Genomic DNA, 21,765 nt, shown 5'->3' on the forward strand with positions numbered 1-21,765 from the left:
TAATTTTAATAATTTTTTGATATTTTTTAGGTGATATAATGGGTGATAATACATGAACTTTGAAAAGAAATTAAATGGTATATTGTCTTTCACTTATTTAGCGTTGGTCTTATGTTTGGTTATGCCTTTCATGCTTATACTTGTACTTGATACTACATTTACATTTAATAAATTTAATTTGAATTTTGTATATCGCCAGATAGTAGAATTGATTGTTTTATCTATATTTGCTGGGTTTATTACATCATTTGCTCTTTATAATAAAATATGTAGGATATCTACTGAAGAATTAAAAAGAGATATATTAGAGAATAATGGATTAAAAACTATATTTAAAATTGCACAATACGAAGTGATGGTTTCGATATTCTATTCGTTATTATTACTGATTATATTATTAAATAAGCAATTATTATATTATGGTTTTACTGCTATATTTCAGATTTTCTTTACATTCTGTGCAATTTTTGTACCTTTATTTATCTTTGGTTCATTAGTATGTAGGACAATATTATTACATAAAATAAGAGGTACTACTTAGAACACTATACTATACAATAATGATGATAAAATAAATAATAACTTTAACAATTGTGAAACCATGAAAATACCAATAATCTTAACTCTAATGCTCTTCTCATTGGGTTTTATTTTTGGATTTATCTCAATAAACAACTTATCAAAAATTAACGATAAGGATTTATCCAACTATATACCCAATATACAGTTTAACTTTCCTTCAATATTAACAAACAACTTAAAAGTTATCTTCCTAATGTTGGCTGGTTCTATAACTTTTGGATTATCTACTTTTATAAATCTAATATTCAACGGTTTTAATGTTGGTGTCTTAATTGGTTCTATTTCCCTAACTAACGAACCGTTAAAATTAATAACCGCTTTAATTCTTCCACACGGAATATTCGAAATCTCAGCAATGTTAATATCAGCAGTAGCAGGTTTTAAAATTCCTTACAAAGTAACTCTCTACTTATTAGATAAAAAAGAAAAACCACTTACAGAAGAAGATATTAAGGACTTTTTAAAATTATCTCTAATTTCAATAATTCTAATCGTTATAGCCGCTTTTATTGAAGTTTATATCACTCCAAAGATAGCCACTTATCTACTAACGTAAGATTTAAATAGTTGAAGTAACAAATACAATCATTGAAAAATCTAATAGGTGATACTAATGAATTTAATAGAAGCTTTAACAAATCCAGACACTTTCTTCAAAAAACTCTCTCAAAAAGAAATCTCTCTAAAAGAACCATTTTTAATTGTTTTAATCTTTTCCATATTGATAGCAATTTCTGCCTACATATCAACTTCAATTATATACAAAATCTTTCCTCCACAGTATCAGCAAGTATTGGCATTTACCAAGATTATTGCGTTAATATCCACATTTATTGGTGGAATTGTTGCATGGTTAATTATAGCTGGATTTATGCATCTCATTTCAATGATATTCAAAGGAGAAGGAAGCTTTAAGAAAACATTATCCTTTACTGGCTATGGATTCCTTCCAAATATAGTTGGAGCTTTAATAACAATACCTATTGCCTATTATATGCGAGAAATCTCACAACAAGAAATGCGTTTATAACTGCACTAATTCCAACAGTTATATTTGGTTTGTATCAACTATACAGTGTATTAAAGTTACTATAAAATGAGGGAAAAAGATGAAGAGATTAAAAAACTTATTTATCATCTTTATCTTCCTATTTCTTTTATCTCAGGTTTCTGCCTATATAACCTTCAAAAATATTGATTATAACGCTCAATACTTGGAGCCATCTAAAACCTATGATTTATATATAACAATAGAATCAGACAAAGAAATCAATAATACAGTTGTATATATAGAACCAACAAATCAAATATCCAAAGAAAACATAGAGATTATTAGAGGAAAGCAATGGATTGGACATCTTTTTCCTTATGAGTATGGTGTAGCTCACTTAATAATAAAAATAAATCCTAATGCACCAAATTATGATTATAAGATAACAGGTTATTGCAACTATACAAAAGGTAATCAGCAATATTCTGAAAATAGAATTTTTACCCTTCCAGTGAGAGGAAAGGCAAACTTAGTTATAGAAACCACTAATAATATACTAAAAGTTGGTAATAATCAAATTCTCTTACTATTGACAAATAAAGGAACAGGAACTGCTGAAAATATAAAAATAGAATTTCAAAACTCGAATAATTTAATGGTTTTAGGAGATAATACTTTCACAATATCTGCCTTGGGTTCAAAGACATCTACATACATTCCACTAACTATCTTTGCCAAAAAAGAAGGAGTTTATTCTATAAATTACAAAATATCTTACAAGAACCCTTATAATTTGTTGGAATTAACCCAAAAATCAGAGACAATAGAAGGGGACTCAAAAACAGAGACCTTAACGTATCAAAATAAAAACATAGTTGAAGAAACTGGAATTTTAACCTTCAATGTATTCCCAAATGAGTTAATTTCAATAAATATAAAAAACCCAACTATTACAGTTGGAAAGATAGAAAATCTAACAATTTCAATAAAAAATAATTATAAAGATTCTTTATTTGTTGTTCAAATAAGTAAATACTTTATTGGAAATAACCAAAAATCTATATTCATCAAAAAAGGAGAGACAAAAAATCTAACTTTCCAAATAAAAGTAGATAAAGAGGGAGTTACTTCAATTCCTATAGTTATATATTTCGATAACAATCAGATTGAGAAAAATCTAACAATAAATGTTGTAGGAAAGGCAGATTTGGTTTTAAGTGGGATTGATATAGAAAGTTCATTTAACGAAATAAAGATAACTGGAGATATTGACAACATTGGAACTGGAAAGGCAAAGAGCGTCTTAATCTCAATAGAAAAAACAAAAAACATCATTCCAAAAAAGCCGTATGAAAACTACTTCGTTGGAACATTAAATCCAGATGATTATGGTAGTTTTGAACTGCACTGCCAAATTAATGGAAATGTAAATGAAATTCCACTTAAAATAAGCTATAGAGATGAAGATAACAACCTAATAACCATATATAAAACAGTAAAAATCAGTAAAGAAGTGGTTTCCTTAAAGACTAATAATAATGGAGGAATTAATTATTTAGTTGTTGGAATAGCTATATTGTTCTGTGTTGGAGTAGTTTATTTAATTTATAGGGGATTCGTAAAGAAAAAGTGATATTATGAAAGGAATAAATCCATTTTATTTTTATATTGGAATGGCTTTAATACTCGCGTCAATCGTATCCATACTTTTAATTACTAAATCAATACTGCTATTTATACTGCTGGCTTTTGGAAGTTTAGTAGGAATTACTTTAATTTTAATCTATATCTCAAGAAAAATATTAAAGATAGATAAAGGACGGCTTAAAAAAGAAGTTAAGAGAATATTTGGAAATAGAGTTTATAAAATTTTAAGATTAATGTTAGTTTTAGGATATGCTGGATTTATATACTTCTCTGGGACTTTTTATAACAGTGCAGTTTTATTTTTTATATTTATAGTGGCATTTACAATTTCTGAGTTTTATAAAACCTATAGGATAAGAATCTACGAAAAAGGGATATTGATTGAGGGTATTGCATTTTATAGCTGGGAAGAGATTGAAAAAACAACTAATAAGGACAAAAATCAAACAATATTAAAAATTAAAGGCATTCCTAAGAAAATAGTAATTAACGAAATAATTTAAAAATTCTTAGGGGGAATTTATGATTAAACTCAAAAATGTAACAAAAACATACAAAATGGGAGAAGAAATTATTTATGCTCTAAAAAATGTAAATCTGAATATAAAAGAGGGAGAGTTTGTTTCGATTATGGGTCCTTCTGGCAGTGGAAAATCAACAATGTTAAATATTATTGGCTGTTTAGACAAACCAACAGAGGGAGAGGTTTATATTGATAATATAAAGACCAATGACTTAGATGATGATGAATTAACAAAAATTAGAAGAGATAAAATTGGTTTTGTCTTTCAGCAATTCAACTTAATTCCTTTATTAACTGCCTTAGAAAATGTTGAACTTCCACTGATTTTTAAATATAGGGGAGCAATGAGCGGAGAAGAGAGGAGGAAGAGAGCTTTAGAATGCTTAAAGATGGCAGAGTTGGAGGAGAGATTTGCCAATCACAAACCAAATCAGTTGAGTGGAGGGCAACAACAGAGAGTTGCTATAGCGAGGGCTTTGGCAAACAACCCACCAATTATATTGGCGGATGAGCCAACTGGAGCATTAGATAGCAAAACAGGAGAAAAGATAATGCAATTATTAAAAAAATTAAATGAAGAGGATGGAAAAACCGTTGTTGTTGTTACCCATGATATAAATGTTGCGAGATTTGGAGAGAGAATAATTTATTTAAAAGATGGAGAGGTTGAGAGGGAAGAAAAATTGAGGGGATTTGATGATAGATAACATCTCAAACTTCGATAAAGTTAGAGCAGTTGTAGTAGCGATATTGTTGTATATTTTTATAATTTTGGTTGTAGATGGAAGCATTTCTTCTTTAATTGGAAAATATATAACTTATCCGAGTGATGAATATCATATTATAGAGTTTTATGATTTTATCCATATTATTGGTTTTCTCTTATCTTTATCAATTTCGACATATTTTTCGTCAAAAGATATTATTAAGGATTTTGCAAAATTTTTCACTATATTCTTTGGAATTACCTTTATTTTAGGAATCACGTTATTTTTGGGCTTAACATTTTTTGAAAATCACATCCCAAGCATGAGAGGTTATACGACATTAATGTTATTCTTCTTTCTTTTAAATCTTTTTAAGAAGTTGGATAAAATAACAAATTAAATAAGTGAGAGTATGTATTTTGAATTAGCAAAGAGAAATTTAAAAAGAAATTTGTTAAGAAGTATTTTAGCTTTATTGGGGATTATAATAGGGGTTGCGGCAATATCTTCTTTGGGAATATTAGGAGGAGGATTAAAACAAGGAATTATGGAAAATTTGGGGAGCATATCTAACTATATAATTGTTTTTCCAAATTATCAAAATGGTTATACTTCTTTTGATAAAAGAGATATTGAAAAACTGAGAGTTTTAAATTGCAAAGTTATTCCAGTTTATGCTACTTCTGATTTTGTTTATATAAAAGGAAAGAATAGAAAAGCATACGCAAACATCTTCGGCATTGATAAAAATGACATAAAATACTTAAATTTGAAAGTGAAGGTTTCTGACACTTCTGTTGCTGTTGATACGTTCTTTTCTAATGTTAATGATGTTAATGTTGGAAATCAATTGGAGATTAAAAATATCTCATTGAGGATATGTGGGATTTATAACAGCACATTTTTATTCCCAGATAATTCTTTAATTTTAACGGCAAAAACATACAGAAGGTTTTATGGAGAAAATAATTACAATTATTCAAGAATAATCCTCTATGTTAAAAATATAAATGATATTGATAAAATAAAAAATGAAACAGATAAAATTTTAAACAGAAAAGAGAAAAAATGCATAATAATATCTTTAAACTCTATATTGGAGGCGATTAACGGAGTTATAACTAAGGTTTCTTACTTTTTAATGGGTATTGGAGCTATTTCATTGTTAGTTGCTGGTATTGGAATTGGAAATGTTATGTTGATGAGTGTTGTTGAAAGAACAACGGAAATTGGAGTTATGAGAAGCATTGGAGCATCAAAAAAGGACATTATAATTTTATTCCTTTATGAAGCGTTGATATTGGGAGTTATTGGCTCTTTAATTGGGGCATTTTTGAGTTTATTCTTTGGGTATTTGATTGTTCATTATCTGTTAAAAACTTCACTGTCTTATTATGCAATCTTCTATATGATAATTGGCATAATATTTGGAATTTTAACATCTCTGATTTCAGCATTATATCCAGCATATAAAGCATCAAAATTAGACCCAATAAAGTCATTGAGAAATGAATAATAAATAATAATAAATTATGGCGATTAAAATGGACAAAAACTTCACATTAGAAATTTTAAACTTATTGAAAAATAATGTTTTAAAAAATAGGTTAAAGATTGGGAAAGAACTTACAGAAATGCTTATTGATGAGATTGATAAGCTAATAGAAACTGCTAATGAAATTTCAGAAGAAATATCAAAAAATAGTCCAAATAATTCGAGTTTGTATGATTTAAGGTTGATATATAATAAGTTATCAACTCTTTATGAAGATATTGATAAATTATTGGGTGAAATAGAGTGTATTTTAAGTTTAAGCAATAAAGATATTAAAAACTGGAAACTTTGGAAAAACCTTGGAGATAAAGCATATCTATGGAAAGCTTATTATGAAGCATTATTTTGTTACAACAAAGCATTAGAGTTAAATCAAAATACAGAACTTCTATGTAAAAAGGGCTATGCTTTATTAAAACTATATAAAAGAGATTTAGCAATAAAATATTTTGAAAAGGCATCGGAAAAAGATAGAAATAACTATAAAGCACTTTTTGGATTGGGAAAGAGCTATTATTTAATGAGTGATAATAAAAATTCAATAAAATACTTTGAAAAAGTTTTAGAATTAAATCCAAATGATGTAGAAGCATTGGAATATTTGGGAGAGTTATATTATGAAGAAGATTGTGAAAAAGCGATAAACTACTTTAAAAAAGCTTTAGAATTAAAACCAGATGATATTGATTTAATTTTAAAAGTTGCCTTTACATACTTCAAATTGAAGAAATATAAACATGCACTAAAATATTTTGAGAAAGCTTTAAAATTAAATCCAAATGTGTTTGAATTAGAACAGATTTATGAATCTATGGGAAGAATATACATTTATTTAGGAGAAGATGAGAAAGCAATAGAATGTTTTGAAAAATTAAAGGAAATAAACCTTTATCATTATGAAATATATGAAATTATTGCTTTAACTTATGAAGAGGTTGGAAATATTGAAAAAGCTAAAGAATTTTATAAAAAGTTGGTGTGAAAATGGAAAATTTTGAATACGAGCTAAAAATGGCTATAGAGCATATATTAGAAACAAACTATCCAAGAAAGGCATTTTGGCACTTTGATGATTTAATTGATGATTTAAAAAGTGGAATTAAAGCTGGAGATGATGCAGTAGTTATAAAAAACATGGTTATTAATATGGAAGGGCCCTATCCTTTAAAATTAGGGGCTAAAACAGCTTTAATTCACACTGCCTGTGATGTTGTAGCAATGGGGGCAGAGCCAAAATTTGCATTAAATGCCATTCAAGCAAAAAATGAAGATGAGATAAAGTTGGCTGTTGATGGTTTAAGAAAACAAAGTATAGGACTAAATATTCCAATAATTGGGGGAAATACACAAACGGTTGAAGAATTGAAATCCTGTATTTCAGTAGCTGTTTTTGGGGAGTTGATTGATGAAAATTTGATAATAAAAGATGGAGGAGCTAAAGATGGAGATTTACTAATTATGCTTGGAGACCCAGTAGAGGGAGATGTTGGAGAGAGAATTTATAAAGCAAAGAAAAAATTTGACACATACTTAGAAATCTTAGAGAATGGGATAAAAATAAACGCATGTAAGGATGCATCAAGGGGAGGATGGTTAGGGAATTTATTGGAAATGTTAATTAAGGCAAAAAAAGGAGCTGAGATAAAGTCCCTTCCATATCCAAGGGCTACAAGATATTTAGGGACTTATATAATAGCAGTTCCAGAGGAAGAATATGAAAAAGTAGTAGATATTGCTTTAAAAAATAAATGCCCTGTAGTATTGTTTGGTAGAATATTAGAAAAACCAAAGCTGATTATAGGCACAAAGGAATATATATCTGAAAATAAAATGTTAGAATTAATAAAAAAATTTCCATATAAATATTAGAGTTGAAGATATTTATAAATAAACCAAGAATCAGATAACAATATATTTTGATGAAACTAAGAAAAGTTTCATTACTATATAAATATTAAATTGGGTGAAGTTAATGGTAAAGATTGCATTATTAACATGTGGTGCTGAATGGAGCGGAGTTTATCACGAAATTGAAAAAGCGGCACAAAAAGTTGGTGGAGAACTCATTTTTCCAGAGGTTGATTTATCATATATTGATGAAGTTGAGGATAGATTAGGGTTTAAAGTTGGCTCAGCAAACTTAAAATTGATGTTTGCAAGGGCAATGTCAATTATTGAAGGAAATACAGACGCTGAGGCAGTGTTTATAGCTACATGTTTTAGATGTGCTGAAGGAGCTTTGGTAAGAAATGAAGTTAGAAAGCTTATACAACAAAACACAAATCTGCCAGTAGTTATGTATTCATTCACAGAGAGAACAAAAGCATCTGAGTTATTAACAAGAATGGAGGCATTAACCACAATTGTTGAAAGAAAATCTTTATTGGCAAGAAAAAAGCAGGAGGGAATAAGCTTAGGTATTGACAGCGGTTCTACAACAACAAAGGCAGTTGTTATGATAGATGATGAAGTTGCTGGAACTGGATGGATATATACAAAGGATGTTATTGAATCTGCTAAAGAAGCAGTTAATAATGCTTTAAAAGAAGCTGGCATATCATTAGACCAAGTTGAAACCATTGGAACTACTGGGTATGGTAGATATACAGTTGGAGAATACTTTAAAGCTGATTTAATCCAAGAGGAGCTAACAGTCAATTCAAAAGGAGCAGCATATTTAGCTGATAAGCAAGAAGGAGAAGCAACAGTTATAGATATTGGGGGGATGGACAACAAAGCTATATCTCTATACGATGCCATTCCAGATGGATTTACAATGGGAGGAATCTGTGCTGGGGCAAGTGGTAGGTTCTTTGAGATTACTGCAAGGAGATTGGGGGTTTCTTTACAAGAGCTTGGAGAATTGGCAGCTAAGGGAGATTGGAGAAAGATAAAGATGAACAGCTACTGTATAGTCTTTGGTATTCAGGATTTAGTTACTGCATTAGCTGAAGGAGCTAAGGCTGAAGATGTTGCTGCAGCAGCAGCTCACTCAGTAGCTGAACAAGTGTTTGAGCAACAATTACAAGAGGTTGATGTTAGAGACCCAGTTATATTGGTTGGAGGAAGTAGTTTGTTGAAAGGTTTAGTTATAGCTATGGAAGAAGTTTTAGGAAGAAAGATTATTGTCCCAAGATACTCCCAGTTAATTGGAGCTGTTGGAGCAGCTTTATTATCATCTGGATATAGATACAAGAAGATGAAGGCATAATTTTTTTAAATTTTTGGTGGAATTATGAAATTTTTTGATAGAGAGAGGGAGATTAATGAAATTCTCCATATTTTAAATAGAGAGCCAGATGATATTTATTTTATCTATGGCCCTTTAAATAGTGGTAAAACTGCCTTAATAAAACACATCATTGAAAACAAACTAAGTGATGATTATAAGGTTTTTTATATTAATTTTAGGACTTATTTAATTTCAGAAAAGAGGGAATTTATTGAAGCTATCTTTACCACTAAAAAAGATGATTTCTTTGAGAAGATTAAGGATAAGGATGAGGTTTTGAATCTAATAACCAAGGGTGTTAGGATTTTAACTGGAATTCCAATACCAGAGGTAGAGTTTGATAAACTATTTGAGGAGAAGATAAACGATGCCTTCCAATACTTAAACAGCTTATTGTTAGAGGTTAAAAAGAGTGGGAAAAAGCCAATATTAATTTTTGATGAACTTCAGATGATTAAAGATGTTGTATTGAACACTGAAAATCAAAGATTTTCAGCGTTTCCTTCGCTTCGCTTCGGAAATGGGCAGAAGTATTTATTAAAAGAGTTGTTTCAGTTTTTAGTCTCTCTAACTAAAGAACAACATCTATGCCATGTTTTTTGTCTAAGTTCAGATAGCTTATTTATTGAATACGTTTATAGCACTGGAGAGTTAGAGGGAAGGGCAAAATATCTATTAGTGGATGATTTTGACAAGGAAACTGCCTTAAAGTTTATGGATTTCTTAGCAGTGGAGAATAATATTAACCTAACTAACGAAGATAAAGAGCTTATCTATAGCTATGTTGGTGGAAAGCCAAAAGACATAAAATACGTTGTTGAAGAAAGCAAATTTAAGGATTTAAGAGAGATTTTAGAGTTTATGCTAAAAGATGCAGTTCAAAAATTGGACATGTTTTTGGACATGCTGAATTATTCAAAACCAAAGGTAGATGTTGGTGATGAAGTTATAGAGATTAAAAAAGATAATGTTATTGAAGCTTTAAAGTTATTTAAGGATGAGTATGAGGTTAGTAAAAAACATATCCCGGTGCCAGTTTATACTTATCTGATTAAAAGGAATATCTTATTTTTAAATCCCATTGAAGGGATTTTAAAACCTCAAAGTTATTTAGTTTGGAATGCTATAAAAAGGTTATTATGATTAAAAATTGGACATTAATTGGGGCTGAAAGCCCCCAACTTATAACCAATTATCAAAGTTTTTAAATTAATATGGCACTTATAGAACCCTTTGGGCTTCTAAATGTTCCTTAATAGATGATTTAGCTTTGATAATTGGTTAATGGACGGGAGGTATACCAATAGGAGGTTTCCTCCTATGGTTGCGAATGCTATAAAGAGAGTGTTATAATTGGTGATAACATGGCTGAAATAGTTGTCCATTGTGAAGATAAAGCCGGGAAGGAGATTTATACAAAGGTCATACAAACAGCGTTGGAAGATTTGCTTTTAGGAAAATCAATAATTAGGGTTGAATTTATTGCTAAAGAGAAAGAACCTTATTTTATATTAGGGGTTTTACCAAAACATACAAGAAGAGCTATTAAGTTGAGAGATTTTGCTGAAATTGTAGAGCAAAAAAAAGAAGGTGGTAAAATAATATACAAGCTAAAAATCACTGATGAGACATATCTCCCACATCTGTTAAAAAAGATACACGTCATAGACCAGCCATCAAGGTTTGAGGTTGTTACAGATTCAGATATTGATTTAGATATGGAAGTTTATGATGCAGGTAAGGATTTCATAGATAAGGTTATGGATTTTATGGGTAGGGTGTTTCCAGAGGGTATGAGGATTAAAAATACCTATATAGACAAAGCCATTGTTTGTATTGCTTCAGAAAGACCATTGAAGGATGAGGAGATAGAAGAGGCATTAAAATTAAAGGATAAGTTAGAGAAGATGAATACTGCTGGTTATTATTAAGCACTGATAAGGGGAGTTTATGAACTCCTATGGAGTAATTCTTATATCGTACGTTGGGTTAATCAAGCTTGCATTAGCTGGGATTTTGTGTTATGGGATTTATTTAGCAATAAAATCAGAAAAGAATTTAATAAAAGATGCTTTATTTGTCTATAAGGATAACAACTTTAACGTATTTGGGAAAAAATATGCTTTAATGATTTTTTTAGCTTTTGGGTTTCCTATATTTTTTATTGGAAGTTTTCTGTATTTATTCTGGGAAAAACTGCCAGAAGGTTTTAGATTTTCTTTAACATTTGCCATAACATTTTTCGTTTTGTTTATCTTTGGTTTGTTGTTTGTAAAATACAAAATCCGTGTTTGCAAGAATGGGATATATGTAGGATTTAGATTTATAACATGGAAAGGTTTTGAAGGTTATAAGATAGAAAATAACAAAATCATACTCATTGGGAAGAAAGGAGTTACTTATCCAGTGCATTTAAAATATAGCAAAGAACTTGAGGATATAATAAAGAACTATTTAAAAAAGATTTAGATTGATAAAAACTAAAATGGGATTTGCATGATAGTTTTAAGAAATGAGATTTGCGATAAATTGGAAAATATAGCTAAGATTTTAAAATTTGTTAGACATTGCATTGGCTGTGAAGGCATAAACTTAGAGATAGAAAATCCTCAACATCATCCCTCAATAGAATTAACACAAAAATGCAATTTGAACTGTATATATTGCTACTCAAGGCTAAAAACTGTAAAAAGAGGAATTTATGGAAACTTAGAAGAGGCTGAGACAGTTACTATATCCCAATATGGAGAGCCGTTGTTGGATTTAGAAGGTGTTAAAAAAGCTATAGAGTTTTGTAAAGATTTGGGGCTTAGAGTTGATTTACAGACAAATGGAACTTTGTTAAATGAAGAGATTATTAAAGAGCTTAAAGATTTGGGATTAGACTTAATAATGATTAGTTTGAGCTCTTTTAGTAGAGAGAAGTATAAACTATTAACTGGAAAAGATTATTTTAATAGAGTTTTAAATAATATAAAAATTGCCTCAAAGTATTTACACACAATTGTTAGGTCTATTTATATTCCAGGATTTAATGATAATGAGCTTTTAAATTTAGCTAAAGAACTCAACAACTACGCTGATGAGATTATGGTTCATCAACTCATCTCATACAAAGAGAATGAAAATCTCTTAAAAAATGCTGGAATAGATTTGAATAACTTGGGAAGAATTAGAGATTTACTGCTAATAGTTGATGAGATGCAAAAAAACGCTCCTAAAATTAATGTTACCATTAAAGGATGCCTATTGGTTCAATTAAAGGAAATGGATGGTTTTATATTAAACAATATAACCTATGATGTATTCTCGGAAGTTCCAGATATTAAAAGAGAACATAGGCCTTTACCATGGTGATTTTATGGATTTTGAAGTTTATGATACTGAATATATGTCTATAATCTTTGTTAAGGATAGATTAGACTACACTGGAAAAGAGATAGAACCATTATGGGCATTTAAAACCTTTGACATTCAAAAAGATAGCATAGTTGTTTTTAGAGGTAGAATGGAAGTTACTACAGAGAATATGAAGGATTTAAAAGATATTAAGAGAGAGAAAGATATTAAAACCCCAATAAAATCAGAGGATGCCATAAATTTTGTTGTAGAGCATTTTGATGTCATTGATTTAAAGACAATATATTTAAGGCAGAGATTACTGGTTTTTATAGCTAAGGAAGTGATTGAGAGCTATAATATAAAGCTAAAAAGAGATGGGGATGATTTATACTTTGAGGACAAAAAATTATCTGTTTGTATTGCATGTAAAGGAACTGTTTCCGCAAAAATTCATTTGGGGATAAATGTCAAATCAAAAGGGGCTGAGCATGTTAAAATTATTGGATTGGAAGATTTAGGAATAAAAGATATAGATAAAGTTATGAGAGAAATAGCTATTAATTATGCCAAGGAGATAGACAAGATTGAGAGAGATTTGAGAAAGACATTGCCGTTAATTTAATATTCTGAAATCTCTGCTTTACTTAACTTTTCAAATCCATTCTTTTTAACTAAATATAAATCTTCTATTCTCACACCAAACTTGTCTTTTAAATATAAGCCCGGCTCAATGGTTACAACCATGCCCTCTTTTAAAATAATATCCTCATCATCTTTCAATTTGTTTGATAGCCTTGGCTCTTCATGAACCTCCAATCCAACGCCATGCCCCAAAGAGTGAATAAATAGCTCTTTATAATCATTGAAGAACTCTCTAACTATGTTATCAATTTGTTTAGCTGAAATTCCTTCCTTTAAATGCTCTTCAGCAACTTTTTTTGCTTCATAGACTAAGTTATAAATTTTTTTCATCTCTTCATCGTCTTTTAATAAAAACGTCCTTGTTATGTCTGAACAGTAGCCCTCATAAACTGCTCCAATATCAACTAATAAAATATCTGCAATCTTATCTTTTGTAGGTAAAGCGTGAGGGAATGAAGTTTTTTTACCAGAAACAACGATAGAATCAAATGCCGGCTTTATTGAACCATGTTTTTTCATAATATATTCAATCTCAGCAACCAACTCATACTCTGTTAGATTTTTAACTTCATCTAAATTATTTAAAACCCAATTTATAGCTTTATCACTAATCTCAGCAGCTTTTTTAATTAGTTTTATCTCCTCTTTATCTTTAATCATCCTCATCTCTTTGATTTTGTCAGAGATTATCTTATACTCTTTATCAATGTATTTTAAATAACCAATTGATAATTCTTTTTCAACTCCATCGCATCCTTTAAATATCTCTTCCCAGCTTTTAAACTCTCTAATCTCTAAAAAATTAAAATGCTCTTCAGCATAATCTTTGTCAAGCTTTCCAACGTATAAATATGGCTGTTCTTCAAAAACTAAAACAGAAAAGCTCATAAAGTATTTACCTAAGAAGTAGTTTATATTCTCTTTCTTTAAAATCACAGCCTTTTTTATACCTTCACTTTCCATATACTTTAAAAACCTCTCTATCCTATTGTTCATAATATCACCAATAGTTTTTTGCAAAACATTTGAAGTACATAAGGAACTTATGAACGCCTTCCTTTGGGAAGGCGTTCAATTTTTCATTATGAATTTTAATAACTTTTGCAAAAAACTAAATTAAGGTTGATATTTATGATTATTTATAAAGAAATAGCTAAGCTAAATAAAACATTTCCTTTATTGAATGAGGAAAAGATACTCTTAGGAACTGACGGAAGTGTAACAAACATCTTAGAAATTTTATTTGAAGGGGAGTGTAGAGTAGAGACAATTAACCAAAAAATTGTTGCTAACACAAACTATAGAGAGGTTATTCTCAAAGTCAATAATATACCTTTAGTTTATGCAGTATCAAAAACACCATTTAAAAATATTGAGGAAGAGAACCTTAGAGAGGAGATAAAGAGAGATTTACTATCTGCAGATATTCCCATAGGTAAAATTATAAGAAAACACAACTTAGAAACAAGGAGAGAGATTAAATATATAGGAATTGCTGAAATTGATGATTATTTAAAATCACTTTTAAAAACAAATTATAGTAGATTACCAAAAAGAACATATAATATAATATATAAAAATAAAGTATTGATGGAAATTACTGAGATATTTGCCGTTAGAGGAAAGTTAGTAAAAAATACTTACAGTATAGATTAAGAGGCATTGCTTCCTTACGGAAGCAATGCATCCATTTTRATGAAATCGAAGCGTAAGCTTCAAGCTACAAAACCGTAGTTTTTCAACTTTCTTAAAGTTTCTTACAGAGATATTTGCCGTTAGAGGGAAATTATGAGAGAAGCAATGTTCTATGAAAAATTAGATGACAATAAGGTTAGATGCCATATCTGTCCAAGACACTGTATTATAAAAGAAGGGGAGAGGGGTTTTTGTTGGAATAGAGAAAATATCAATGGAGTTTTATATGCTGTTGGTTATGGGAAAGTTTGTTCTTTAGCAATTGACCCAATAGAAAAAAAGCCATTATTCCACTTCTATCCAACAACTCAAGTAGTTTCTTTAGCAATTGGAGGATGTAACTTTAGATGTTTGCACTGCCAAAATTGGACAATTTCTCAATTTCCGCCAGATGAAATTCCTTATAGAGAGATGACACCAGAAGAGATTGTTGAAGTTGCTATAAGATACAACTGCCCCGGAATATCTTACACCTATACAGAACCAACAGTATATTATGAGTTCATGTATGACACTTCAGTTATAGCAAGGGAAAATGGAATGTTCAATGTAATGATAACCAACGGCTATATTGAGAAAGAGCCATTAAAAGCCCTTCCAGTGGATGCAATGAATATAGATATTAAAGGGAATGCTGATTTTTATAAGAAAGTGTGTAAAGCTACGTTAGAGCCTGTCTTAGAAACCTGCAAATTAGCAAAAAAATTAGGAATTTGGGTAGAGGTAACGAATTTAATTGTTCCTAACTACAATGACAACATAGATGATTTATTATTTATAATACACTTTGTAAGGGATGAGTTAGGGAGAGAAACCCCTCTACACTTCTCAAGGTTTCATCCAGATTATAAACTAACTGATGTTCCTCCAACGCCTATAGAAACCTTAGAGATGGCAAGGAATTTGGCTATAGAAGAGGGGCTTAAGTATGTTTATATTGGAAATGTTCCAGGGCATGAGGGAGAAAACACTTATTGCCCAAACTGTGGAGCTTTGTTGATAGAAAGATATATATTCAACGCCAAAATAATTAATTTAGATGTAGAAACTAAAAGATGTAAGATTTGTGGAGAGAAGATTGATATAGTTTTATAATGTAATATTTTTTATGATTTTGAGGATTATGAAGGTAGTTAGAGATTCAAAAAATGAGTTGAAAAAGAAAGAAGCTAAATAACTTTGGATAGGTTTTTAGACAAAGATAAATGAGAATATTTACTATTATATTAAATTTTGAGATCTTTTTCTATCATTCGTATTTCTTGCTTAATTTTTATTATTTGATCCTCCATCATTACTAATTGTTTCATTAGCTGTATATTTTTTTCTATTTCTCTCATAAAACTTTCTGCAAAGATCCTGCCAATGCCACTATGTGAATCAAGATATTCGCACATGTCTTCAAATGTTTTACTATAGATCATATTACTTCTGTTAGATTCTACTCTTAGTATATCAAATTCTATTGAATATATTTGTCGTTTTATTTTTTGAATCGTCTGATTTTGTTGATCTGATAAATTATTCTGCTCTATAATTTGTATTTGTTTCTTAATTTGTGTTATTTGTTGATTTAGTTCTTGTATCTTTTGCGTCATTTTCTCTCGAATTTTATCATAATCATTCTTAATCTCCTTAAGCATCTTATCACCACATAGGGAATTAATTATCCATATTCACTTTTCCCTAGATTTAATAACTAAGTAGTGCAATAACTTTAACTTAATCAAGGACTTGTCCGCTTTTATTACATGGTTTATATACTCAACAAAAAAGTACTGTTCTAAAAGCGAAACATCATAAGATATGCATTGATGGCATGTTATCTTAAATTATATTCTTCTTTTTTATTTAATTACGATATTTGCTGACTCGGGTATCCAATATTTATGTTGAATCCATGACGGATTGACATATCTATCAGAAGTAAGTGTGAATGGTGTATTAGCATTCTGCACTTTTTGAATATTTGTCATATTATTGCTACTCCCCCAAATAGCAATTTTTCCTTTATCAGTTTCACATTCGATATATGCACCTTTTGAAACATATTTTATTGGGCTTATTTTTTTGACTACAAAGGTTATAGATTGCATTACAACCATAATTCCCCTCTCTTTTTGATTTTAGTAGGTATCAAACATCAATTTTTGAACAATTATGCTTATAAAAATCAATAAAAATTCTATATCAAATTATATAAATATATTACTAAATTGTTTTTTTTTTGCCACACTTTTCCACAATTAAAGAATTTTAAAGGTGTAAATCAACCAAAAACTATAACTATAATCAACACAAAATAACTTATTATGGTGATAATTATGCCAACAACTTATGAGTTAAAAATTTACGGAAAAGTTCAACACGTAGGATTTAGAGATAGAATTGAAAATATTGGAAAAGGTTTAGGCATTAATGGGATTATTTATAACTATAAGGATGGGACTGTTAGAATCTTAGCAAACTTTGATGATGAGGAAGATAAAGAATTATTTAAAAAATACATTGAGAGGTTAGAAAAGAAAGATAAATTAATTGAAATTGAAAAAATAGAAGAAAAAAGATTAAATACTTACATTGAGTTTCCAGAAGGTATTAGTAGATTGTCCTCTGATGATATATTGGAATTAAACAAAAAATTAGATGAAGGAGTTAAATACATAAAGCTAATATTTGCTGAATTAGAAGAGCATAAAAAAGTGTTATTGGAAATTAAGGATATGCATGTAAAAACAGTTGAAATATTAAGTGAGCATACAAGAATACTAAATGAAATTAAAGACACTCTAAAGGATATAAAAGATAAACTTTAAAAATATTCTTTAAAAATATTAACGCGATGATGAGTGCCGACTTCACTGAACTGTGATGAAACCTGGGACAGCTGAGCGTTACTATTTCTTTAGTTATTTTTATCAATTTTTATTGGTGGGAATTATGAGACTATTAACCTTAGAAGAAGGAACTTTTGCTGTAAGATATGCAAGAGCAGTTATAGAAAATTATTTGGCTGGTAAAAAAATAGTTATAGAGAGTTATCCAGAGGTATTTAATGAAAAAAGGGGATGTTTTTGCACATTACATACTTATCCAGATAAAGAACTTAGAGGTTGTATAGGGATTCCAGAACCAATAATGCCATTAATTGAGGCTTTAGAGGAGGCAGCAATAAGTGCGGCAACAAAAGACCCAAGGTTTCCTCCAGTAACATTGGAAGAGATGGATAGCATCGTGGTTGAGGTAAGTATATTAACTCCTCCAGAACTTATTAAAGTTAATCATCCAAAAGAGTATTTGGAAAAAATAAAAATTGGTAGAGATGGCTTAATTATTGAATATGGCTTTTATAGAGGGCTTTTATTGCCACAAGTGCCAGTAGAGTATGGATGGGATGTTGAAGAGTATTTAGCTCATCTCTGCTTAAAAGCTGGACTACCACCAGATATGTGGCTGGCTGAGGGAGTTAAGATTTATAGGTTTGAAGCTCAAATATTTGAAGAGGTTGAGCCAAGAGGAGAAGTTATTGAGAAAAAATTGCTTTAGAATAGGATTTATTACAGTTTATATATTGAATAGGGTATTTAGATTCCCTTTTGGGCATCAACTTTCCCTTAAACATTTTATTATTGTGATTTAAGATTTAAGATATAGATTTATAAATCTTCCTTGCCTCTTCATCTGCCAAATCATAAACCTTTATTACCTCATCAGAAATAGCCTTTAAAGTTTCAGTTGGGAATGTTTCAACAAACACAGAGATTAATTTAGCATTATACTCATTTTTAAACTTATCAAACTCTTTTAAAAATACATCATTCACTTCAGCATAACCGTCAGTTATAAGCAAGATGTCAGCATTTTTAAATGTCTCATGCTCTTTTATTATACTCATAGCCCTATTCAACGGCATTATAAAGTTTGTTCCTCCACCAAAATATAATGATGCTATTTCAATTATTTCATCAAATGTTATAGTTTTTGGATTTATCTTCTTCTCAAATCTAACTCCATCATCAAAGGCAATGTAGTAGATATCTCTATTTTCCCTCTTGGCAATCTCTATTATGGATAAAGCAACGGCCTTCCCCCAAATCTCCCTATCTCCATACATTGAACCACTGTGGTCTAATAAAATAATTATAGGTCCTTTCTGCTTCTCCAACTTATTCTGAATATCATAGATTAAGAGCTTTTTATCAACGAATCTTCTTAAAAAGTCATAATATAGAATCTCATCTGAAAGATTGACGATTTCTTTTGGAAGTAGATGCTTTAAATCCCTCCCAATTTTTGTTGAATAAATTTCTCCAGAGTAGTGCTTAATCTTTGATTTATATTCATTTATAGCCAACAATCTCAACTTACCAAGTTTTTTAACAATCTCTCTAATCTTTTTGTTTTGCAAGATTTTATCTGCCAACTTTATCCTATCCTCTGGCGATAGTAGCTTTTTATCTCCCTCCCCTTTCCCAAAGTTTTCAACGGCATTGAATCCTTGTATAACTTCAGAAACCTCCTCTGCTATATCTTTCATAGTATTTTTGGCTATTTCTTTTAATTTATCCTCTAACCCCTCTCCTTTTCCTTCAGATGCAAATTTCTTTAACTCTTTATTTAGTTTTGCAAGTTTTAAGTTTTCAAAGAATTTCTCACAGAACATTATTGTGGCAGTTCCAGCATTTACCTCATCCAGTTCAGTTAATAGCTTACTCTTCTCATACTCAATATTTTTTATAGCTCCCTCTAATATAGCCTTGTTTATCTTAAATTTTTCTTCAACATACTCATTGAATTCAACAACATATTTAAAGAATGCATAAAATGTGTCTTCAGCCAATTTTTCATGAATTGGATGATATTGAGAATAATAACTAATGAGTTTTTGCAAATATTTGCTGTTCTTTAAAAATCTCTCATAAGCCTTTTTATCATAAGCATCGTGCTTTATAATGTTTTTCATAACTTATCCCTTCAATAACCCTTCAACATACTTTTTAAAGCCCTCTACCTCTTTTAAAACATCTTCAACAAGTTCATAAGGTTTGTTAGCCTCAATTGCTTTATTTTTAACATCTTTTAAAGTTATGGACATGCTATTCAACTTCCCTAAAATCTCAAGGCATTTTCTATATTCTATTCCTCCCAATTTAATTCTATCTTTGTTGATTTTCTTTATCTCATTCATTAAGCTGTCTAAAATTTCCCTCTGTTCTAATGCAAATCCAGCAAAGTGATTTGATATTTTAAAAATTTCTACTGAAACCTTATAGAACTCATCTGGCTCATTCCAATAGATATGCCTCAAAATGTCTAAATCATTTTCATCAGCTTTTTCTTTGCCGTTTAGATAGGCAAAGCACTTAACTGCTTTAACTGACTTCTTAAATCTCCTGTCAGAGATTCTTATTCCCTCACTTTCAAGAGACAATTTTATTTTAATTAAATCATCTTTTATATTTGAAATATCAACCTTTAACGCTTCATTCTGCATTTTTTTAACATCTTCAACATCAATTATAGTTTTTGGCTTATATTCTTCCTCTAAATCAATCAACTTTGAGAGATTTTCATAGCTTCTTATTCCCCTAACCACTTTTCTAAACAAAAATCTATCATAAAATGCTAATAACTCATTCTCTTCTGGTAGTTCGTTTGAAGCACCGAATAAACTTATCAAAGGAACTTTCTCAATCCTATCTCCATTGTGATAAATCCTCTCATTGATTATTGATAATAAAGCGTTTAATATTGAACTGTTAGCCTTAAAAACTTCATCTAAGAATGCTATTTCTGCAGTTGGTAGATAACCAGATGTTTTTCTAACGAATCTGTCATTATCCTTTAACTCTTTAATGCTTAAAGGGCCGAATAACTCATCTTCGGTTGTGAATCTTGTTATAAGTTTTTCAAAGTAGTTGGCGTTTATATGGGAAGCTATAGCCCTAATTAATTGTGATTTAGCTACTCCTGGATTTCCTAAAAATACAGTATGTTCATTAGCCAAGATTGAAGTTAAAGCAATATCAATCTCCTCCCTCCTTTCTAAAAAATATGAGTTTAACTCCTCTCTGATTTTTTCAAGCATAATTTTTCACCTAAATTTTATATTTATCTAAATAGCCTCTTGGTGTAATCATCTTGCCATTGATAATCTTTGTTGAAGAATTACCAATGATTAATATTGTATTCATGTCTATAAACTCCAAGTATTTTTCTAAGTTTTTATAAAGATCTTTGAAGTTTGTAATTACAACTTCTTCTTTATTTCTACCAGCATTTTTAACTATCCCAATTATATAATCTTTATCCTTTGCAAACTCAGCCAATATTTCCATAGCTTTTAAGAATGGTTCTTTCCTCCTTTTACTTAGTGGATTGTATATGCATATAACAAAATCTCCCTCTAACGCACATCTAAACCTCTTTAATATTGTCTCTAAAGGGGTTAATAAATCACTAAAGCTTATAACAACAAAATCATGATTTAACGGACTTCCTAAGATTGCTGAAGCTAATGAACATGCGGTTATCCCTGGAACAACCTTTATATCTACGTTATAACCTTTAACTGCGTTTATCTCATAAGCTAACGAAGCTAAGCCATAAATTGTTGCATCACCACTTGAAACTAATGCAACATCTTTATCTTTAGCCTCTTTTAAGGCATAATCAACTCTATCAATTTCCCTTGTCATTCCAGTTGTATATATTGGCTTGTTAAGCCTCTCAACAAACTTTTTGTAATTTTTATAACACACTATTAAATCCACTTTATTTAAAATCTCCTCAGCCTCTTTTGTAAAATGCCTCTCATTACCGCTTCCTATACCTACAACATACAGCATA

26 protein-coding genes are annotated in these 21,765 nt (G+C 29.8%); 20 read left to right on the forward strand and 6 right to left on the reverse strand.

Annotated elements, in window-relative coordinates; translation table 11 throughout:
* Positions 1 to 52 precede the first annotated feature (52 nt).
* From MJ_RS04230 to MJ_RS04305, 16 genes are all read left to right on the forward strand, one after another.
* A complete protein-coding gene (locus MJ_RS04230) occupies positions 53 to 541 on the forward strand; it encodes a hypothetical protein (protein WP_010870300.1) in 489 nt (162 codons plus the stop codon).
* Between the two features lie 60 nt (positions 542 to 601).
* Positions 602 to 1,138: a stage II sporulation protein M gene (locus tag MJ_RS04235; RefSeq protein ID WP_010870301.1), complete on the forward strand. Its 537-nt coding sequence runs from the start codon at positions 602 to 604 to the stop codon at positions 1,136 to 1,138.
* A gap of 57 nt (positions 1,139 to 1,195) precedes the next feature.
* Complete coding sequence (locus tag MJ_RS04240) at positions 1,196 to 1,612, forward strand: Yip1 family protein (protein WP_244409509.1); 417 nt, start codon at positions 1,196 to 1,198, stop codon at positions 1,610 to 1,612.
* A gap of 79 nt (positions 1,613 to 1,691) precedes the next feature.
* Positions 1,692 to 3,206, forward strand: a complete 1,515-nt coding sequence (locus MJ_RS04245) for a COG1361 S-layer family protein (protein ID WP_010870303.1) — start codon at positions 1,692 to 1,694, stop codon at positions 3,204 to 3,206.
* Between the two features lie 4 nt (positions 3,207 to 3,210).
* On the forward strand, positions 3,211 to 3,723 hold the full coding sequence (locus MJ_RS04250; protein ID WP_010870304.1) for a hypothetical protein: 513 nt from the start codon (positions 3,211 to 3,213) through the stop codon (positions 3,721 to 3,723).
* Positions 3,724 to 3,742: 19 nt separating this feature from the next.
* Complete coding sequence (locus MJ_RS04255) at positions 3,743 to 4,450, forward strand: ABC transporter ATP-binding protein (RefSeq protein WP_010870305.1); 708 nt, start codon at positions 3,743 to 3,745, stop codon at positions 4,448 to 4,450.
* The gene (locus MJ_RS04260; protein WP_064496627.1) at positions 4,440 to 4,850 is read left to right on the forward strand and encodes a hypothetical protein; all 411 of its coding nucleotides are present in this window, start codon (positions 4,440 to 4,442) and stop codon (positions 4,848 to 4,850) included. Before MJ_RS04255 ends, MJ_RS04260 begins: the two co-directional genes overlap by 11 nt.
* 12 nt (positions 4,851 to 4,862) lie before the next feature.
* The gene (locus MJ_RS04265; protein ID WP_010870307.1) at positions 4,863 to 5,966 is read left to right on the forward strand and encodes an ABC transporter permease; all 1,104 of its coding nucleotides are present in this window, start codon (positions 4,863 to 4,865) and stop codon (positions 5,964 to 5,966) included.
* Positions 5,967 to 5,994: 28 nt separating this feature from the next.
* Entirely contained in the window at positions 5,995 to 6,987 is a 993-nt protein-coding gene (locus MJ_RS04270; protein WP_244409510.1) for a tetratricopeptide repeat protein, read from the forward strand.
* Positions 6,988 to 6,989: 2 nt separating this feature from the next.
* The gene (locus MJ_RS04275; RefSeq protein ID WP_064496628.1) at positions 6,990 to 7,874 is read left to right on the forward strand and encodes an AIR synthase related protein; all 885 of its coding nucleotides are present in this window, start codon (positions 6,990 to 6,992) and stop codon (positions 7,872 to 7,874) included.
* A gap of 103 nt (positions 7,875 to 7,977) precedes the next feature.
* Positions 7,978 to 9,216 carry a methanogenesis marker 15 protein gene (locus MJ_RS04280; protein ID WP_064496629.1) on the forward strand — a complete coding sequence of 413 codons (1,239 nt, stop codon included), beginning with the start codon at positions 7,978 to 7,980 and terminating at the stop codon, positions 9,214 to 9,216.
* Positions 9,217 to 9,240: 24 nt separating this feature from the next.
* The gene (locus MJ_RS04285) at positions 9,241 to 10,380 is read left to right on the forward strand and encodes an ATP-binding protein (protein WP_010870311.1); all 1,140 of its coding nucleotides are present in this window, start codon (positions 9,241 to 9,243) and stop codon (positions 10,378 to 10,380) included.
* Positions 10,381 to 10,601: 221 nt separating this feature from the next.
* Entirely contained in the window at positions 10,602 to 11,168 is a 567-nt protein-coding gene (locus tag MJ_RS04290) for a methanogenesis marker 17 protein (RefSeq protein WP_010870312.1), read from the forward strand.
* 19 nt (positions 11,169 to 11,187) lie between these two features.
* Entirely contained in the window at positions 11,188 to 11,706 is a 519-nt protein-coding gene (locus MJ_RS04295) for a DUF5673 domain-containing protein (RefSeq protein ID WP_010870313.1), read from the forward strand.
* A 27-nt stretch (positions 11,707 to 11,733) separates the two neighbouring features.
* Entirely contained in the window at positions 11,734 to 12,594 is an 861-nt protein-coding gene (locus MJ_RS04300; protein WP_010870314.1) for a radical SAM protein, read from the forward strand.
* Positions 12,595 to 12,598: 4 nt separating this feature from the next.
* Positions 12,599 to 13,201 carry a DUF366 family protein gene (locus MJ_RS04305; protein WP_064496630.1) on the forward strand — a complete coding sequence of 201 codons (603 nt, stop codon included), beginning with the start codon at positions 12,599 to 12,601 and terminating at the stop codon, positions 13,199 to 13,201.
* Here the strand turns inward: MJ_RS04305 and MJ_RS04310 are convergent.
* Positions 13,198 to 14,217, reverse strand: a complete 1,020-nt coding sequence (locus tag MJ_RS04310; RefSeq protein WP_064496631.1) for a M24 family metallopeptidase — start codon at positions 14,215 to 14,217, stop codon at positions 13,198 to 13,200. The genes MJ_RS04305 and MJ_RS04310 overlap by 4 nt on opposite strands.
* Before the next feature lie 135 nt (positions 14,218 to 14,352).
* Here MJ_RS04310 and MJ_RS04315 point away from each other — a divergent pair, with 135 nt between their 5' ends.
* A complete protein-coding gene (locus MJ_RS04315; RefSeq protein WP_064496632.1) occupies positions 14,353 to 14,877 on the forward strand; it encodes a chorismate--pyruvate lyase family protein in 525 nt (174 codons plus the stop codon).
* 132 nt (positions 14,878 to 15,009) lie between these two features.
* Positions 15,010 to 16,011 (forward strand): AmmeMemoRadiSam system radical SAM enzyme, encoded by a 1,002-nt coding sequence (gene amrS, locus MJ_RS04320; protein ID WP_010870318.1) that lies wholly within the window; start codon positions 15,010 to 15,012, stop codon positions 16,009 to 16,011.
* A 131-nt stretch (positions 16,012 to 16,142) separates the two neighbouring features.
* On the opposite strand, the gene MJ_RS04325 is transcribed toward amrS, so the two are convergent.
* Positions 16,143 to 16,559, reverse strand: a complete 417-nt coding sequence (locus MJ_RS04325; protein ID WP_010870319.1) for a hypothetical protein — start codon at positions 16,557 to 16,559, stop codon at positions 16,143 to 16,145.
* Positions 16,560 to 16,763: 204 nt separating this feature from the next.
* Positions 16,764 to 17,021 (reverse strand): hypothetical protein, encoded by a 258-nt coding sequence (locus MJ_RS04330; protein ID WP_064496633.1) that lies wholly within the window; start codon positions 17,019 to 17,021, stop codon positions 16,764 to 16,766.
* A gap of 219 nt (positions 17,022 to 17,240) precedes the next feature.
* On the opposite strand from MJ_RS04330, the gene MJ_RS04335 reads away from it, so the two are divergent.
* The gene (locus MJ_RS04335; protein WP_064496634.1) at positions 17,241 to 17,732 is read left to right on the forward strand and encodes an acylphosphatase; all 492 of its coding nucleotides are present in this window, start codon (positions 17,241 to 17,243) and stop codon (positions 17,730 to 17,732) included.
* Between the two features lie 124 nt (positions 17,733 to 17,856).
* The gene (locus MJ_RS04340) at positions 17,857 to 18,462 is read left to right on the forward strand and encodes a TIGR00296 family protein (RefSeq protein ID WP_064496635.1); all 606 of its coding nucleotides are present in this window, start codon (positions 17,857 to 17,859) and stop codon (positions 18,460 to 18,462) included.
* 97 nt (positions 18,463 to 18,559) lie between these two features.
* On the opposite strand, the gene MJ_RS04345 is transcribed toward MJ_RS04340, so the two are convergent.
* The 3 genes from MJ_RS04345 to cobJ are packed head-to-tail and all read right to left on the reverse strand — an operon-like array spanning position 18,560 to position 21,764.
* Positions 18,560 to 19,879 (reverse strand): vWA domain-containing protein, encoded by a 1,320-nt coding sequence (locus tag MJ_RS04345; protein ID WP_010870322.1) that lies wholly within the window; start codon positions 19,877 to 19,879, stop codon positions 18,560 to 18,562.
* Between the two features lie 3 nt (positions 19,880 to 19,882).
* The gene (locus tag MJ_RS04350) at positions 19,883 to 21,004 is read right to left on the reverse strand and encodes an AAA family ATPase (RefSeq protein ID WP_010870323.1); all 1,122 of its coding nucleotides are present in this window, start codon (positions 21,002 to 21,004) and stop codon (positions 19,883 to 19,885) included.
* A gap of 10 nt (positions 21,005 to 21,014) precedes the next feature.
* On the reverse strand, positions 21,015 to 21,764 hold the full coding sequence (gene cobJ, locus MJ_RS04355) for a precorrin-3B C(17)-methyltransferase (protein WP_010870324.1): 750 nt from the start codon (positions 21,762 to 21,764) through the stop codon (positions 21,015 to 21,017).
* Position 21,765 lies beyond the last annotated feature (1 nt).

Source organism: Methanocaldococcus jannaschii DSM 2661 (assembly GCF_000091665.1).
GTDB classification, from domain to species: domain Archaea; phylum AGJL01; class Methanococci; order Methanococcales; family Methanocaldococcaceae; genus Methanocaldococcus; species Methanocaldococcus jannaschii.

Coding starts and splice junctions, on each gene's coding strand:
- MJ_RS04230 (WP_010870300.1), top strand. CDS start 53: ATGAACTTTGAAAAGAAATTAAATGGTATATTGTCTTTCACTTATTTA.
- MJ_RS04235 (WP_010870301.1), top strand. CDS start 602: ATGAAAATACCAATAATCTTAACTCTAATGCTCTTCTCATTGGGTTTT.
- MJ_RS04240 (WP_244409509.1), top strand. CDS start 1,196: ATGAATTTAATAGAAGCTTTAACAAATCCAGACACTTTCTTCAAAAAA.
- MJ_RS04245 (WP_010870303.1), top strand. CDS start 1,692: ATGAAGAGATTAAAAAACTTATTTATCATCTTTATCTTCCTATTTCTT.
- MJ_RS04250 (WP_010870304.1), top strand. CDS start 3,211: ATGAAAGGAATAAATCCATTTTATTTTTATATTGGAATGGCTTTAATA.
- MJ_RS04255 (WP_010870305.1), top strand. CDS start 3,743: ATGATTAAACTCAAAAATGTAACAAAAACATACAAAATGGGAGAAGAA.
- MJ_RS04260 (WP_064496627.1), top strand. CDS start 4,440: ATGATAGATAACATCTCAAACTTCGATAAAGTTAGAGCAGTTGTAGTA.
- MJ_RS04265 (WP_010870307.1), top strand. CDS start 4,863: ATGTATTTTGAATTAGCAAAGAGAAATTTAAAAAGAAATTTGTTAAGA.
- MJ_RS04270 (WP_244409510.1), top strand. CDS start 5,995: ATGGACAAAAACTTCACATTAGAAATTTTAAACTTATTGAAAAATAAT.
- MJ_RS04275 (WP_064496628.1), top strand. CDS start 6,990: ATGGAAAATTTTGAATACGAGCTAAAAATGGCTATAGAGCATATATTA.
- MJ_RS04280 (WP_064496629.1), top strand. CDS start 7,978: ATGGTAAAGATTGCATTATTAACATGTGGTGCTGAATGGAGCGGAGTT.
- MJ_RS04285 (WP_010870311.1), top strand. CDS start 9,241: ATGAAATTTTTTGATAGAGAGAGGGAGATTAATGAAATTCTCCATATT.
- MJ_RS04290 (WP_010870312.1), top strand. CDS start 10,602: ATGGCTGAAATAGTTGTCCATTGTGAAGATAAAGCCGGGAAGGAGATT.
- MJ_RS04295 (WP_010870313.1), top strand. CDS start 11,188: ATGAACTCCTATGGAGTAATTCTTATATCGTACGTTGGGTTAATCAAG.
- MJ_RS04300 (WP_010870314.1), top strand. CDS start 11,734: ATGATAGTTTTAAGAAATGAGATTTGCGATAAATTGGAAAATATAGCT.
- MJ_RS04305 (WP_064496630.1), top strand. CDS start 12,599: ATGGATTTTGAAGTTTATGATACTGAATATATGTCTATAATCTTTGTT.
- MJ_RS04310 (WP_064496631.1), bottom strand. CDS start 14,217: ATGAACAATAGGATAGAGAGGTTTTTAAAGTATATGGAAAGTGAAGGT.
- MJ_RS04315 (WP_064496632.1), top strand. CDS start 14,353: ATGATTATTTATAAAGAAATAGCTAAGCTAAATAAAACATTTCCTTTA.
- amrS (WP_010870318.1), top strand. CDS start 15,010: ATGAGAGAAGCAATGTTCTATGAAAAATTAGATGACAATAAGGTTAGA.
- MJ_RS04325 (WP_010870319.1), bottom strand. CDS start 16,559: ATGCTTAAGGAGATTAAGAATGATTATGATAAAATTCGAGAGAAAATG.
- MJ_RS04330 (WP_064496633.1), bottom strand. CDS start 17,021: ATGGTTGTAATGCAATCTATAACCTTTGTAGTCAAAAAAATAAGCCCA.
- MJ_RS04335 (WP_064496634.1), top strand. CDS start 17,241: ATGCCAACAACTTATGAGTTAAAAATTTACGGAAAAGTTCAACACGTA.
- MJ_RS04340 (WP_064496635.1), top strand. CDS start 17,857: ATGAGACTATTAACCTTAGAAGAAGGAACTTTTGCTGTAAGATATGCA.
- MJ_RS04345 (WP_010870322.1), bottom strand. CDS start 19,879: ATGAAAAACATTATAAAGCACGATGCTTATGATAAAAAGGCTTATGAG.
- MJ_RS04350 (WP_010870323.1), bottom strand. CDS start 21,004: ATGCTTGAAAAAATCAGAGAGGAGTTAAACTCATATTTTTTAGAAAGG.
- cobJ (WP_010870324.1), bottom strand. CDS start 21,764: ATGCTGTATGTTGTAGGTATAGGAAGCGGTAATGAGAGGCATTTTACA.